The sequence below is a fragment of the Acidiluteibacter sp. genome, assembly GCF_055129545.1.
Genome location: NZ_JBSRUB010000012.1, coordinates 206,014 through 222,387, shown reverse-complemented (window position 1 = coordinate 222,387; position 16,374 = coordinate 206,014). Strand labels below are relative to the sequence as shown.

Sequence of the window (16,374 nt, the reverse complement as noted above, 5' to 3'; positions counted from 1 at the left end):
TAAAGATAAAGTGTATTTCTTTGCTGTTAGAAATAATTACGTAAATGTACACTTCCAATGAATATTCTTGAGGTTAACGACAAAAAAAATACCAAAGAGTTTTTAGACTTTCCGAACCGACTGTATAAAAATGACCCAAATTGGATTCCCCATTTGCGTCAAGATATTGAAAAGATATTTGACAAAAAGACCAATAAACTATTTAGAAATGGAGAGGCAGTTCGTTGGATTTTAAAAGATAGCAGCAATAAAACCATTGGTCGTCTAGCGGCTTTCATTAATCAAAAAACCTCGAAAGGGTTTAAACAGCCAACAGGTGGAATTGGATTTTTTGAATGCATCAATAATCAGGATGCTGCCTTCTTAATGCTAGATACCGCAAAGAAATGGCTGGAAGAAAGAGGAATGGAAGCCATGGATGGACCAATAAACTTTGGTGAAAAAGATAAATATTGGGGATTAGTAACCAAAAATTTTACCGCTCCACCTTATTATTGTCAGAATTACAATCCTGAATACTACGTCTCATTCTTTGAAAATTATGGGTTCAAAGTGTATTACGAACAATACATATACTCTAGAAATACCACAGATGAACTAGCAGAAGTATTAATTGATAAAGCAAACCGAATTGCTAAATCACCTGAATATACCTTTAAGACGATTGATAAATCGGATTTGTATAAATATGCCGAAGACTTTAGAACAATCTACAATCGAGCTTGGGTAAAACATGAAGCCTTTAAGCCAATGGAGCAAAAGCAGGCCATGATTATTATGAAAACAATCAAGCCGATTCTTGATGAAGACTTAATTCATTTTGCATATTTCAAAGGAATTCCTGTTGGATTTTTTATTGCATTGCCCGAGATCAATCAAATCTTCAAACGAGTGGGTGACAATTTTAATTGGTGGGGAAAATTGAAATTTTTACTCTATCAAAAAATGGGGGTTTGTGATACATTCTTTGGGTTGGCTTTTGGTATTGATCCAGATCATCAAAGTAAAGGACTAGAAGGTGCATTATTTAACAGCATCAAGAAGCAAGTGGCGATAAAAAGTAAATACAAAGAAGCGGTGATTACCTGGATTGGTGACTTTAATCCGAAGATGATTCACGTTATTGAGAATTTAGGAGCGGATAAGTTGCGTACTTTATGCACCTATCGCTACCTTTTTGACCGAAACAAGCCCTTTGAGCGCACAAAAATCATAAAGTAAACCCCTTTATAAAAGGGACTTAAAAAAAAGATTAAAAAAAAGAAAAAAATCAGTCGATTCCGCTTTGTCAATTTGAATAATCGCTTTATATTTGCAACCGCTTAACAAAGCAGGACTTGTTAGCTCAGCTGGTAGAGCACATCCCTTTTAAGGATGGGGTCCTGGGTTCGAACCCCAGACAAGTCACAAAAAAAGGACGGATATTTTTATCTGTCCTTTTTTTGATTTAAGCAGAATCGTTTATCTTTAAACGAAATTGCCCCGGTGCTGAAACTGGTAGACAGGCATGGTTGAGGGCCATGTGTCCGTATGGATGTGCAGGTTCGAATCCCGTTCGGGGCACTTTTTAGAAAAGCAGCGAGTTGAAAAACTTGCTGCTTTTTTTGTTTATCTCAACTTCATCCTCAATTTTAGGCAACTTCTTCCACCTCATCAACGTCCTAGTAAAAAAACAATCTATAAAACCATGAAAAAAATTATATTATCTCTTCTCTTAACAGGTTTTCTATTCACCCAAGCCATTGCTTCTGACTTTATCGGTGCTGAAATTTCATACAAACATTTAACTGGCAGCACCTATGAAATAAGAGTCACTTCATTTATTGCATACGTTGCAGGCAATCCAATCATTCGTCCAAACTTAACCGTTGACTATAGAAACAATTGCTCTTTAGGAAGTTTACAACTACAATATGACACCAATTATGCCTCTAATATATCTTGCTCTCTAATTGATCCGCATATTATCGTCGAATACAAAACACAATTTACATTCCCCTCACTCAATTGTAATGGGGTGGTCTTAACTCTTGATGGTCCATGCTGCATGCCTCCGCGCAACAATCTGCAAAGCCCAGTTGGAATGGAGGAAGTTAAAGCAGAGATTTTATTTTTTAGTCGTCAAAATACTTCCGCTCAGTTTAATACTTCTGTGATTCGATTTGCACAAAAAAATAGCGCTACCGATATCGATTTATCTGCTTCAGATATAAATGGGGACTCCCTAGTTTACGCTTTTGCGGATGCTTCGGGAAACTATCCCTCAGGATACACAACCAATGATCCTTTTGGCCCAAATGGAACCTCTACTTTAAATCCATCAACCGGAGTTTTAACAGTTAATCCTACAGCTAATGGAAAATACCTTATAAATGTGCTTGTTTCGGAATATAAAAATGGACAGTTAGCCGGAAAAAGTCAACGAGAGTGGGCAATCGAGGTGATCGACAATGTTGCTACAAATCATAATCCTTCTTTAAGTGGTATTAATAATACAAACAACTATTCTATAACCGCTTGTTTAGGCGACACCATAGACTTTTTTGCCAATATTACTGACCTTGATGCCAACCAAAATGTAAGAGCTCGTCTTTTACAAACATTGCCTTTGGCTAAACTTACTACCACAGGTCGTACTGTCAATTTTAAGTGGATATTAGGTAGTCCGAACACAGCAGGAACTTACCACCCCACTATACAACTGGATGACCAAAACTGTGGTGTCACTAATTTTACATTTGATATCAATGTAAATCCATGCATTCCAACTAGTATTATCGAGAACAAGCAAAATGGTTTTTCTATCTACCCCAATCCTTCTCAAGGAATATTCACATTAAACCTGAATAACGAAAACTTAAATTCGACAGTTTCTGTTCGTTCCATTACCGGACAATTAATAAAGGAATTTCAGGTATTAAATTCGCAACAACAGTTCAATATCTCTGAATTAGAAAGTGGAATTTATTTCATTTCGATTCCAACGAATAGTGGAATGGTTTCCAAAAAGATAATTCTAACAAAATAATCGAAAAGGGAAGTGAGCTAATAACGCGCTTCCCTTTTTTTACATCCATATTTTACCTGGATTCATAATCCCATTGGGGTCAAAAACTTTTTTTATACCTTTCATCAATTCGATATGAGTGGTGTTAAATAGAATGTCCATATATTCTTTTTGCACCAATCCGATTCCGTGCTCTCCTGAAATAGTTCCTCCCATTCGTTTGACCTCTATAAAAAGTTGACGAATGGCAGAAGAAAGCTTCGTATTCCAAAATTCATCACTCAAGTCATCCTTTAATATATTGATGTGCAAATTTCCATCACCTGCATGTCCATAACACACCGATCGAAAGCCATATTCAGCACCAATTGACTTCACAATTTTAAGTAATTCAGGCAAAGCAGCACGAGGAACCACTGTGTCTTCTTCTTTGTAAATGGATTGTTTTTTAACCGCTTCTCCCACTACTCGTCTTAACCGCCACAAATTATTTTTCTGTGCTTCATTATCTGCCATCAATACTTCCCCACAATCAAATTGCTCAATAATGCTATAAATTTTCTCCAACTCACTCATTAAAGTAGCTTCTTCATTTCCATCAACTTCAATTAATAAATGAGCTTGAGTCTGGGGTTCTAATTTCAAACTATAATCACCGATAAAATCTTGCGCCATTAAAATAGCATCTCGTTCCATTAATTCCATTGCTGAAGGAACTACACCTGTTTTAAAAATGGCAGAAACAGCTTTTGCGGCATCTTCAATGGTATTGAATGGCACTAACATCAAAGCGTCAAATTGCGGATGAGGAATCAATCTTAAAACGATTTTAGTAACAAACCCCAACGTCCCTTCACTCCCAACAATTAGTTGTGTCAAGTTATAACCTGTCGCATTCTTTAGCACATTGGCTCCTGTCCAAATGATTTCACCATTTGGCAATACCAATTCTAGATTTAACACATAATCTTTAACTACTCCATACTTAACTGCTTTCGGACCTCCTGAATTCTCGGCTATATTTCCACCGATAAAGCAACTCCCTTTGCTTGCCGGATCCGGAGGGTAAAACAATCCTTTTTCTTTGACTGCATTTTGCAATACTTCAGTAATTACTCCAGGCTCGATGGTCACCTGCAAATTATCTTCATCTATCGTTAAAATTCTATTTAAGTTCTCAGAAGAAATTAGTACACCACCTTTCACTGCCAATGCGCCACCGCTTAACCCAGTACCCGCTCCTCTTGGAGTAACACAAATGGAATGTTCATTACAATACTTTAAAATTTTTGAAACCTCAGCGACCTCTTTTGGTTTTAAAACCAATTCAGGTTCAAAAACTAAATCCTCGGTGTAATCATGGGTATACTGCTCAAATTGTTCTTCTCCTTTTAAAGTATGAGACGGACAAATTGAAATTAAATAATCAATTGCAGAAGGCGTCAGTTTATTAAATGTCATGTTTGAAATTTATTATACTAAAAAACCGCCTCTTTCACTACAGCGAATAGAGGCGGTTTCTAATCATTCATATTATTTTATCTCGTCAAGAATACACTTCCTTTCACTTGTGCATCTTGCAATTCGATCACATAGAAATAGGTTCCAGGCGCAGCTTTATCTCCACTTTGGGTTCTACCATCCCATCCACTTTTTTCAGTGTTTGAGGTGTAGACAATTTCTCCCCATCGGTTAAATATAGTTACCTCAACACAATTGGCTAAATCACCCTTATAATTGATTCTAAATACATCGTTAATTCCATCCCCGTTTGGAGAGAACACATTGGTTTGAACCAACTCCAAGTAATTATCGATGTTTCCAATATTGATTGCTTTGGTTAATGTATCGTAGCAAGTTAAATTCTGAGCTATCAACGTCAATACATTTTCACTATTGAAATTAAAATCCAACTGCGGTTCAAAACCATCCACTGTATCAGTCGAATTGTTTACAATCCATCTGTAATCAATTCCATTAATGGATTTATTATCCACTAAAGTGACAAGCCCTGAACATTCAGGTGTAAAGTCCAAATCAAAATCAGCAATTGGGTTTGGTTTCACCTCTATAATCATACTATCCACATCAAAACATCCAGCAGCATTTCTCACTTCTACGAAATATTTCGTTTTTACCAATGGATTTGCAATTGGATTCCGAACTGTCGCATCACTTAAATCTGCTGCAGGTGACCATAAATAAGTTATTCCAACGGTGTCTCCAGAAAGAATAGGATTTAATTCAACCGATTCCCCTTCACAAATTTCAAGATCAGAAATAGTCACATCAAATACTTCTACGATTACTGTATCTGTGTCAAAACATCCGTTAATATCGGTTCCTGTAACCACATAAATAGTAGTCGTATCTGGGAATGCAATTGGATTAGAAATAAACGGATCATTCAACCCAATAATTGGACTCCAAGAGTATGTTACGGCTCCTGAAGCTTGCAATTGAACGATATCTCCCTTACACATGGTAGTATCAACTCCTACAGCAACAACTGGCAATGGATTTACAGTAACAATTATTGAATCTCTCGCAATACATGAATTTCCATCTTCTACTTCTAAATAATACGTTGTAGTTACCAAAGGAGAGCAGATTGGATTCTGAACGGTATCGAAGTTCAACTGTGTGGAAGGTGTCCATGTATATTTCGCTCCAACAGGACCTGTAGGAATACCACCTAAAATTACAGTATCGCCCAAGCAAACCGCCAAGTCATTTCCTGCATCAATCACTGGCAATGGATTTACAGTAACTGTGATTCGATCTGATTTAAAACATCCATTTGCTCCAATTCCAATCACCGTATAGGTAGTGGTGGTAGTTGTAAACACTTTTGGATTTGGGATGGTTGGATTACTTAATCCAGTTACTGGTGTCCAAATATAAGTTAATGCTCCCGTTGCATTTATTTGTGCGGTATCACCGAAACAATAAGTAATGTCTGGCCCCGCATTCGTTAATGGCAATGTATCCACTTGAATATTTAAATTAAAGGTATCGCTACATGCTAAATTAGAAGTTACAATCAATTGAACATTAAATACTCCATGAGTTCCATACGTATAAGTTGGAGAAGCCAAAGTAGAAGTTCCCATTCCATCCCCAAAATCCCAGTCCCAACCAGTAATAGTTCCTGTTGCAACAGTTGAAAGGTCAGTAAACGTTGTCACTGCTCCTTGACAAACAGTATCTGCCTCAAACAAAGCTACAGGTCTTGGATTTACGAATACTGTTAATGAATCACTATTTTCACAACCATTAGCATCTACGCCGGTCACATAATACTTAGTGGTTGCAATGGGACTAGCAATTGGATTGGCAATTGTAGCATTGGACAGTCCAGTTATTGGAGTCCACGTATAATTTACTGCTCCGGTTGCGGTCAGTTGAGTTTCTTCTTGTTCACAAATCGTCACATCATTTCCTGCATCCACTATAGGAAGTGGATTCACAGTAACAACCATCGAATCGATCCCAAAACATCCATTTCCATCTGTAACTGTAACATAATATTTCGTGGTTACTATTGGGAATGCATCTGGGTTCGCCAATGTTGCATTACTCAATCCTGTGATCGGACTCCAAGCAAAAGTATTGGCCGGATCTCCTGTTGGCGAACCACCAATATTAATGGTATCTGCAAAACAGATTGTAAAGTCCGGTCCTGCATCAGCAGTTGGATTAGGATGAACAGTGATTACATTAGTGATCGAATCTTTACAACCAACATCAGAGGTAACGACTAGTTTCACATTAAATGTTCCTGCTGTTAAGTATAAATGTTTAGGACTTTGAGCAGTCACTATTGCTGAACCATCTCCAAAATCCCAACTCCAATTGGTTATACTTCCTCCTGCAGTTATTGTTGATAAATCTGTAAAGGCAGTGGAATCATTCAAACATATAGTAGTTGAAGAAAAAGCCGCTGTTATTATTGGATTCACAGTTACAATAACCGAATCAATTCCAACACAGGTATCATTGGCAGTTCTCAAGTAATACTTAGTGGTAATTGCTGGCGAAGCTTTTGGGTTCGCAACTGTTGCATTGCTTAACCCTGCAACTGGCGTCCAAGAATAAATCGTATTCAAAGGAGAGGTTGGACTACCGCCTAATGTCACACTATCGTTTAAGCAAATGGTTTGATCCGCTCCTGCTTCAGTTGGAACTGATGGAGAATACAACACAAATACTGAATCTCTATTTCTACAACCGTTGCCATCAAAACCAGTTACGTAGTATGTGGTTGATGCTGTTGGTGTAGCTAATGGATTTGCAATATTTAAATTACTCAAAGTTGGATGTGGATCCCAAGTATATGTTATTCCTCCAGTTGCCTGAAGTTGAGTAGAAAAACCAGGACATACATAAGCAGAATCTCCAGCATCTATTGTTGGTAATGGATTGATAGAAACCAATACATCATCAGTCGCTGTACATCCATTCACATCAGTTACAGTTACCGTATAGGTTGTTGGTGTTGTGGGAAATGCTTTTGGATTAGCAACTGTCGCATTTACCAATGTTGCAGCAGGACTCCAAGCATATGTCACCGTATTTGCTGGCCCTGTTGGAGAACCTCCTATTGTGATGGTATCATTTAAACAAACAAACACATCAGGACCTGCACTTACAACAGGCAATGGATTTACTGTTACAGTCACTTGATCTGAAGCAGTACACCCATTAACATCTGTTACTTGCACAGTATAGGTCGTAGTAACTGCAGGACTTGCTAAAGGATTAGATGCTACAAAATTGGTCAAACCTGTAATTGGACTCCATAAATAAGTTGAGCCTCCAGGACCTGTTGGCGTTCCACCCAAAGGAGCAGATTGTCCAACACATATTGTTTGATCCGAACCTGCATTTACAACAGGTAAAGGATTAACAGTTACAATTACATCATCTGTAGAAATACACCCATTCCCATCTGTTACTGTAACGGTATAAGTTGTCGTAACGACAGGATTAGCTGTAGGATTGGACGTTGTCGCACTAGATAGAGTAGCAGCAGGTGACCAACTATAAGTTGAACCTCCAGGAGGACCAGTAGGACTTCCGCCAATTGCGGTGTTTCCACCAATACAAATGGCCTTATCAGGACCTGCGCTTACTATTGGACTAGGATTAACATTCACAATTACTTGATCGGATGCGGTACATCCATTAGCATCAGTTGCTACCACTGTATAAGTTGTAGTTACTAAAGGTGTGGCTGTTGGATTCGATAATATTGCATTATCTAATGTGGCAGCCGGTGTCCATGCAAAAGAAGTGGCTGTTGCACTTGTTGGTGCACCTCCTATAGTTGCTGAGAAACCCACACAAACTGTTTTATCAGTTCCTGCATCTACTATTGGATTCGGATTAACCGTTACGAGAACGGCATCGGTTGAAGTACATCCGACTCCACTTGTCACCGTCACGGTATAAGTGGTAGTTAAAATTGGATTTGCAGTTGGATTGGATGCTGTTGCACTTGACAATCCAGTTGCTGGACTCCATAAATATGTAGCTCCTGTTGGCCCGGTTGGACTTCCTCCAATCGTTGTCGACTTTCCGTTACAAATCACTTGATCTGTTCCTGCATCTGCTGTTGGCAAAGGATTAATGATAACCTCCACATCGTCACTAGCAGTACATCCATTTGCATCGGTTACCGTTACTGTATAAATTGTATTTACTACAGGTGATGCAATTGGATTGGAAACACTAGCACTGGATAATGTAGCGGCTGGAGACCACAAATAACTCGAACCTCCAGGTCCTGTTGGGCTTCCGCCGATTGCCACACTTCCACCAGGGCATACTGCTTTATCAACACCTGCACTTACTGTAGGACTAAGATTAACATTTACAATAACCTGATCTGTTGAAGAACACCCGTTTGCATCTGTTGCAACTACTGTATAGGTTGTAGTCACTAAAGGCGTAGCAATTGGATTGGATAAAGTAGCATTACTTAATGTTGCGGTAGGCGTCCATGAATAAGACGTAGCTGTAGCACTAGTTGGTGAACCTCCTATTGCAACTGAAAAACCAACACAAATGGTTTTATCTGTTCCTGCATCCACAATTGGATTAGGATTTACAGTCACTCGAACAATATCAGTTGAAGAACATCCTACTCCACTTGTCACAGTTACTGTATAGTTTGTTGTAACCGTTGGATTCGCTGTAGGATTCGCTGCAGTGGTACTTGACAATCCAGTTGCTGGACTCCATGAGTAAGTCGCTCCTGTTGGACCAGTTGGGCTACCACCAATTGTTGTATTGCTTCCGTTACAAATTACTTTATCAACACCAGCATCAGCAGTAGGAACTGCATTAATGGTCACTTCTACATCATCAGTTGCAGAACAACCATTTGCATCGGTTACTGTTACTGTATAAATTGTATTTACTAAAGGTGAAGCGATTGGATTCGAAACAGACCCACTTGACAAAGTTCCTGCTGGTGACCAAGAATAGCTTGACCCACCTAGTCCTGTTGGACTACCTCCTATGGCAATACTGCCTCCAGGACAAATTGCTTTGTCAGCTCCCGCACTCACAATTGGACTTGGATTTACTGTCACAATTACCTGATCGGTGCCTGAACATCCATTCGCATCAATTGCAACAACAGTATAAGTTGTAGTGGCAATTGGATTGGCTACTGGATTAGAAACTGTTGCATTATTCAATCCTGTAATAGGAGTCCAAGAATAAGAAGTTGCGGTTGCACTAGTTGGCGAACCACCAATTGCAACCGACTTTCCATTACAAATGACTTTATCTGTTCCTGCATCCACTATAGGGTTTGGATTAACTGTTACTCTTACAACATCAGTTGAAGAACAACCAACTCCACTCGTTACTGTTACTGTATAATTCGTTGTCGCTGTCGGATTTGCTGTCGGATTTGAAGCAGTTGTGCTTGACAAACCAGTTGCTGGACTCCATGTGTAAGTAGCTCCTGTTGGTCCAGTCGGGCTTCCACCAATTACAGTAGAAGCTCCATTACAAATGACTTTATCTGTTCCTGCATCTGCAGTTGGAACAGCATTAATCCTCACTTCTACAGCATCTGTAGCAGTACAACCATTTGCATTGGTTACTGTAACGGTATAAATGGTATTTACCAGAGGTGTAGCTGCTGGATTAGATACAGACCCACTTGACAGGGTTCCTGCTGGCGACCAAGAATAGCTTGATCCACCAGGCCCTGTTGGACTACCTCCGATTGCGATACTTCCTCCAGGACAAATTGATTTATCAGTCCCTGCATTTGCTGTTGGCGAGGGATTGACTGTTACTATCATTTGATCGGTTGCAGTACAACCTGCAGCATCAGTTACGATTACTGTGTATGTCTGAGTTGATGTTGGGCTAGCAGTGGGGTTAGCTACTGAAGTGCTTGACAAGCCAGTTGCTGGGCTCCATGAAAAGGTTGAAGTTCCTGCTCCAGTAGGAGAACCACCAATAGTAGTTGATTTTCCAACACATATTGTTCTATCAGGTCCGGCGCTTACACTCGGAATTGCACCTATTGAAACCTGAACTTGATCTGTTCCTGTACATCCATTCCCATCGGTTACTAAAACGGTATAGGTTGTTGTAGTTGCAGGATTTGCAGTTGGGTTTGCTGCTGTTGGACTCGACAAACCAGTTGTTGGACTCCATGAATAAGTAGAGCCAGCATTTCCTGTTGGACTACCTCCTATTACTTGCCCAACACCAACACAAATAATTTTATCTGGACCTGCATTTGCAGCAGCTGTTGGGTTTACAGTTACTCTTACTAAATCTGTTCCTGTACACCCATTGCTATTCGTTACAGTAACAGTATAATTTGTTGTTATTGCAGGGCTAGCAGTTGGGTTAGCTACTGTAGAACTTGACAAACCTGTCGTTGGACTCCATGAATAACTAGATCCGGCAATACCTGTTGGACTTCCTCCAATGGCCACACTTCCTCCCACACAAATGATTTTATCTGCACCCGCATTGGCTGTAGCATTTGGATTGACAGTTACTAATACTTGATCGGTTGATGTGCAATTATTGGCACTCCTTACAGTCACTGTGTAGGTTGTAGTTGTAGTTGGATTCGCAGTTGGATTTAATGCAGTTGTACTACTCAAACCTGTCGCAGGAGACCATGTTACGGTATTTCCTCCAGTTGTTGTTGGGCTTCCACCGATAACTACTGAACCTCCTGTACAAATTGTTTTGTCTGTGCCTGCACTTGCTGGTGGAGCAGGATTTACAGTCACCAATACTTGATCAGTAGCAGTACAATTTGGACCATCAGAAACTCTAACAGTATAAGTGGTTGTTGAAGTTGGATTAGCTGTTGGATTAGCCACTGTTGTACTGGACAATCCTGTCGCAGGACTCCACAAATAAGTTGCTGTTGAACTATTTGAAGTAGGGCTTCCTCCAATTGAAGTTGTTGCCCCAGCACAAATAACTTTATCTAATCCAGCACTTGCAGTTGGGATATTGGTCACAGTTACTGTTACTTGACCTGTGCTTGTACATGAAGAAGCATCTGACACAACAACCGTATATGTTGTTGTAGTGGTAGGACTAGCGGTCGGATTAAAAGCAGAAGTGCTGCTTAATCCAGTAGCAGGTGACCATAGAACTGTATTCCCAGCCAATGTAGTCGGAGCTCCGCCAATGGTTGTGCTTCCACCTCTACAGATGGATTTATTTACTCCAACACTTACTGGAGGAGAATTGGTCACTGTTACTTGTTTCGTGGTCGTTTGAGTACAATTTAAATTCGTAGTTACGGTAAGTGAAACGGTATAAGTCCCCGCTGCAGCATACGTGTAAGAAGGATTTTGCTGTGTAGAGGTACCTGAACCATCGCCAAAATTCCAAGCCCAGGAAGTAATTACTCCTGCTGAAACTGTGGACAAATCTGTAAATACCACTGGTTTTGAGGAGCAACTCGCTACAGATGAGAAGTTAGCTACAGGGGTTGGCCCTGTGTAATTAAAAGTAAATACGTTGGATGATGAATTAGGAGTGACAATTGTATTGTCTCGTTGTACACGAAAAACAATACTACCAGTACAACTTGATACTGGGCTACAGAAAGTAGTCGTTGTAGAGTTGGTGGTTCCGACTTGAACCCCATTTCTAAAAATTCGATAATTTCCTGAAGAGCCTAATGAGTTAAACTGATTCCAACTTAAATTGGCACAGCCATTTGCTGCATCAAGAGTCGTATTTAAAAATATGGTAGACAATGTATCTTTCGCAGGAGTCAAAATTGCATCGTTACAACCTGACCTACTTCTGATGTAATAATATCTTGCTGCAGCATTTGCTCCTGCACCAACGTGGGTGTAACTTAAAGTATTGTAATTAAAAATACTATCCACTTTCACAAAAGGTCCATTTGGATTCAATGAACTAAAGATCATCCATGCATTAAATGAATTCGAAGTATCGATGGGTTGATTCCATGTTAAATCTACATCTCCATTTGCTTTTACATCCAAACAATGAATATCGGGTGATTTGATGACATCTTCTGCCAATACGGTAATCGAAATGGTAACGATACGCTGTGCAGGCGCAGGACAAGAATTATCCACAGCACGAATTACAAAATTGTACGTATTACTGGAGCTTACGCAACCATCATTATTCGCAATGTGATCACAAGTGGTTTGCCAAGTAAAACTATTGGAGACCGCAACCAATCCTTTTGCTGGCATGGCTTGGCTAAACACAGCACAAGGCGGCGTAGAGCAACCAGCATTTGGATTCGTAAAATTAGATCCAAACTGACGACCACTGGCATACACATATACCGAGTCAATTGTCGGATTTAATGTGGCATCAAACTGATCAAAAGCCTGTACGTTAAAAGTAACCAAGTCTCCAGCCTTTACTGTATCTCGGTATAAATCATTAATTCCAGGCGTAGACTGAAAGGGTGGCACAATCACTGGTGCTCTATTGGGAGAACAAGAACCTAACAACACAGTTTGTATATCCCGATAAATTTCTGCTGTTTTAATCCCACAACGGAACGACTCTACACGAATTACGGATATATATTCTCCAGAGGTAAATGACTGATAACTGATCTCACCAGTTGCGGTATTCAAAGAGGCAGGGATATTATTTGGGTTTTGGGTAGTACCAGGAAATGGGGAGGTAAAAGAATAGCCATTCACAAAAGGAAGAGGAGAAGGATTTGAACCTTCAACATAGGTTCCTGAGAAATCATCTAACGGTTGTGCCCATGAATAAACCAAAGAGTCTAATTCAGGGTCTTCTGCATTGTGATTGTAGGTAAATGGACTTCCAATACACAAAATAGAGGCTGGGGCTTCAGAAAATTTAGGAGATTCATCGTAACAGGTATTGGCGTTTTGACCATTAAATGCGAACATTTTGGCCCTTAAAGTAAGACCTTCACCACCTGGATTTACAAGGTTGTCAATTGCATTATTCCTAGCAAATCCATCCCAAGTAAAAATCCAACCAGCAACCCCTGGAACTCCATTTAAAGTGACAGGACTTGATCTATATATATGCTCTTCGACCGCACCAGGAACGTTAGGGCTAATGGTTGTATTTGGTGGATTACATGGTTTAGTCCCGCAAGTTGCACTAATATCTCTAATTTCACTCAATGGCCTTACAATTGGCACGCTGGTAGTATTTCCAACATTAGGATAATTTGAAATTTGCAGATTCGTACTCCCCCCAAAGAAACTCCCATTACAATCCCTGTAAATTTTTACAGTAAAAATATATTGGTTGCTCCCGTTGCATTCCCATGTGATTTCACCTCCCATATAATGAGATGCAAAAAGAGAGTTGGCGGTAAAAGCGAATAATAAGACGAGTACTAGTTTGTAGAAACTTTTCATCAATCGGTAGTAATTGAGTGAGTAAAATAATTGTTAAAAATACAAAAATATCTAGTTGAATGACGTATATCATGCTAATTAGTTGCGTGAATCGGTGCTGAATTTTTCACTTCGTTTTAAAATGTTCAAATCTGTATATTTGCCGGAAATCATATTTATAACAATGGACATTAAAGGAATCATTTCAATCGCGGGAAAACCAGGTTTACACAAAGTCGTTTCACAGACCAAAAATGGACTTATTGCTGAATCATTAGTAGACAATAAACGATTTCCGGTTTACTCAAACCAACAAATATCTGCTTTAGAAGACATTAGTATCTACACTTACGAAGAAGACATTTTACTTTCTGAAGTATTTGAAAAGATTTATGCGCTAGAAGACGGTAAAGAAACCATCAACCATAAAGCATCTGCTAGCGAATTGTCGGCTCATTTAGAAAAGGCACTTCCAAATTTTGACAAAGAAAGAGTGTATGCTTCTGACGTAAAAAAAATTATGCAATGGTATAATTTATTGCATAAAAACAATTTATTGAAAGTAGAAGTAAAGGAAGAAGCTCCAAAAAAAGAAGAAAAGGCCGCGAAAAAACCATCTGCTGAGAAAAAAGCACCTGCAAAGAAAGCGCCTGCAAAAAAGAAGGAAACGACCGATAAAACCAAAACTACTGCAAGCAAAAAGAAAAAGTAATCATTGCTTTTACTATTTCTTGCACCCAACCTCAACTTATGAAAAACACTGTAGAATTGACCAGGCATTTTTTGCCAAACGACTTTTCTATTCCCAATTGGGAAGCTGTTGATCCTTATTTCAATGAGCTTTTAACTCGCAAAATCTCTTCTGTTGAAGAATTGGAGAGTTGGCTGAAAGATAAAAGTGAATTGGATGCTTTTTTGGAAGAAGACATGGCTTGGCGATACATCAAAATGAATATCGACACCAGAGATCCTCATCTTCAAGAACGATTCAACTTTTTTGTGCAAGAAATAAATCCAAAAATAGCACCCATTAACAATCAGTTGGAACGAAAATTATTGGATTCTGATTATCTAAAAGAATTGAATCCTGATAAATATTTCATTCTGATTCGTGGCATTCAAAAAAGTGTTGAAATTTTCCGAGAAAAAAACATTCCCATTTTAACTCGATTGGAGCAAAAATCACAAGAATTTGGATCCATCGCTGCAGCCATGTCTGTAGAAATTGATGGCGAAAAAATGACGCTTCAACGAGCTGCAAAATTGTTTGAAGAAACGGATCGATCGAAGAGAGAAACAGCATTTGAAAAAATTAGCATCAGACGACTTGAAGATAAAGACAAACTCAATCAACTGTTTAGCGAATTAATTGCAGATAGAGATGAAGTGGCTCGGAATGCAGATTATTCCAACTACAGAGACTATATGTTCGATGCCCTCGGACGATTTGATTATTCGCCACAAGATTGTTTCGACTTTCATGAGAGCATTGAAACTGTGCTGATGCCAACAATCAATGCATTAGACCTAGAACGCAAAGCACTGTTGGGGGTTTCAGAATTAAAGCCTTGGGACAAAAGTGTCGATTTAACGGGGAAAGCTCCTTTAGTTCCTTTTAAAGATGCGACTGAATTAGTCGAAAAATCAATTACCGTTTTCAATCGTTTAGATCCTTTTTTTGGAGAATGCTTGCAAACCATGCAACGCTTAGGTTACCTCGATCTAGAATCAAAAGAAGGGAAAGCGCCAGGAGGATTTAATTATCCACTCTATGAAAGTGGCATTCCATTTATATATATGAATGCAGTAGGCACTTTCAGAGACATGGTGACCATGATGCACGAGGGCGGACATGCCATTCATTCCTTTTTAATGGCTAATTTAGAATTGGTTGATTTTCAAAGTACACCATCTGAAGTTGCTGAATTGGCTTCCATGAGTATGGAGCTAATGAGTATGGATCATTGGGATGTATTTTTTGAAAATGAGGACGACTTAAAAAGAGCCAAAAAAGAACAATTAATTGGTGTATTGACTACGCTTCCATGGGTGGCTACCATTGATGAATTTCAGCATTGGGTATATGAAAACCCAACACACACCATAGAAGAGAGAACCACCACTTGGAATCGAATCAATTCAAAATTTTCAAGCGCCGTAACCGATTGGACAGGATGGGAAGAAGCCAAAAGCAACGCATGGCAACGGCAATTGCACTTGTACGAAGTGCCATTCTATTACATTGAATACGGAATGGCTCAATTGGGTGCCGTGGCCGTATGGAGAAACTACAGAAATAATCCCACTAAGGGATTGGAGCAATATAAAGCAGCTCTAAAATTAGGTTACACCAAATCCATTGGCGAAATCTATGAAGCTGCAGGAATTAAATTCGACTTTTCTAAAGCGTATGTAAAGGAATTGATTGAATTTGTAATCAACGAATTGAAATCATTAGACCAATAATATTTGTAAAACAAT

At 39.2% G+C, this 16,374-nt stretch carries 6 protein-coding genes and 2 tRNA genes; 6 read left to right on the top strand and 2 right to left on the bottom strand.

Annotated features, from left to right (window positions below; translation table 11 throughout):
- Window positions 1-57: 57 nt before the first annotated feature.
- From ACTB0X_RS06055 to ACTB0X_RS06040, 4 genes are all read left to right on the top strand, one after another.
- A complete protein-coding gene (locus ACTB0X_RS06055) occupies window positions 58-1,221 on the top strand; it encodes a hypothetical protein (protein ID WP_463024092.1) in 1,164 nt (387 codons plus the stop codon).
- Window positions 1,222-1,334: 113 nt separating this feature from the next.
- Window positions 1,335-1,407 (top strand) — tRNA-Lys (locus ACTB0X_RS06050).
- A gap of 72 nt (window positions 1,408-1,479) precedes the next feature.
- Window positions 1,480-1,563: transfer RNA gene (locus ACTB0X_RS06045), tRNA-Leu, on the top strand.
- Between the two features lie 124 nt (window positions 1,564-1,687).
- The gene (locus ACTB0X_RS06040) at window positions 1,688-3,028 is read left to right on the top strand and encodes a T9SS type A sorting domain-containing protein (protein ID WP_463024090.1); all 1,341 of its coding nucleotides are present in this window, start codon (window positions 1,688-1,690) and stop codon (window positions 3,026-3,028) included.
- Window positions 3,029-3,067: 39 nt separating this feature from the next.
- Here ACTB0X_RS06040 and ACTB0X_RS06035 read toward each other — a convergent pair whose 3' ends face one another.
- Window positions 3,068-4,468: an FAD-binding oxidoreductase gene (locus tag ACTB0X_RS06035; protein WP_463024089.1), complete on the bottom strand. Its 1,401-nt coding sequence runs from the start codon at window positions 4,466-4,468 to the stop codon at window positions 3,068-3,070.
- A gap of 77 nt (window positions 4,469-4,545) precedes the next feature.
- Window positions 4,546-13,914, bottom strand: a complete 9,369-nt coding sequence (locus ACTB0X_RS06030) for a PKD domain-containing protein (protein WP_463024088.1) — start codon at window positions 13,912-13,914, stop codon at window positions 4,546-4,548.
- A 121-nt stretch (window positions 13,915-14,035) separates the two neighbouring features.
- Between ACTB0X_RS06030 and ACTB0X_RS06025 the strand changes: the two genes are divergently transcribed.
- A complete protein-coding gene (locus tag ACTB0X_RS06025) occupies window positions 14,036-14,605 on the top strand; it encodes a DUF5606 family protein (RefSeq protein ID WP_463024087.1) in 570 nt (189 codons plus the stop codon).
- Between the two features lie 38 nt (window positions 14,606-14,643).
- The gene (locus tag ACTB0X_RS06020) at window positions 14,644-16,359 is read left to right on the top strand and encodes a M3 family oligoendopeptidase (protein ID WP_463024086.1); all 1,716 of its coding nucleotides are present in this window, start codon (window positions 14,644-14,646) and stop codon (window positions 16,357-16,359) included.
- The last annotated feature ends 15 nt before the right edge of the window (window positions 16,360-16,374 follow it).

Bases quoted from the DNA above. Each gene is read 5' to 3' on its own strand.
- ACTB0X_RS06040 (WP_463024090.1), top strand. From the start codon at position 1,688: ATGAAAAAAATTATATTATCTCTTCTCTTAACAGGTTTTCTATTCACC.
- ACTB0X_RS06030 (WP_463024088.1), bottom strand. From the start codon at position 13,914: ATGAAAAGTTTCTACAAACTAGTACTCGTCTTATTATTCGCTTTTACC.
- ACTB0X_RS06035 (WP_463024089.1), bottom strand. From the start codon at position 4,468: ATGACATTTAATAAACTGACGCCTTCTGCAATTGATTATTTAATTTCA.
- ACTB0X_RS06055 (WP_463024092.1), top strand. From the start codon at position 58: ATGAATATTCTTGAGGTTAACGACAAAAAAAATACCAAAGAGTTTTTA.
- ACTB0X_RS06020 (WP_463024086.1), top strand. From the start codon at position 14,644: ATGAAAAACACTGTAGAATTGACCAGGCATTTTTTGCCAAACGACTTT.
- ACTB0X_RS06025 (WP_463024087.1), top strand. From the start codon at position 14,036: ATGTTCAAATCTGTATATTTGCCGGAAATCATATTTATAACAATGGAC.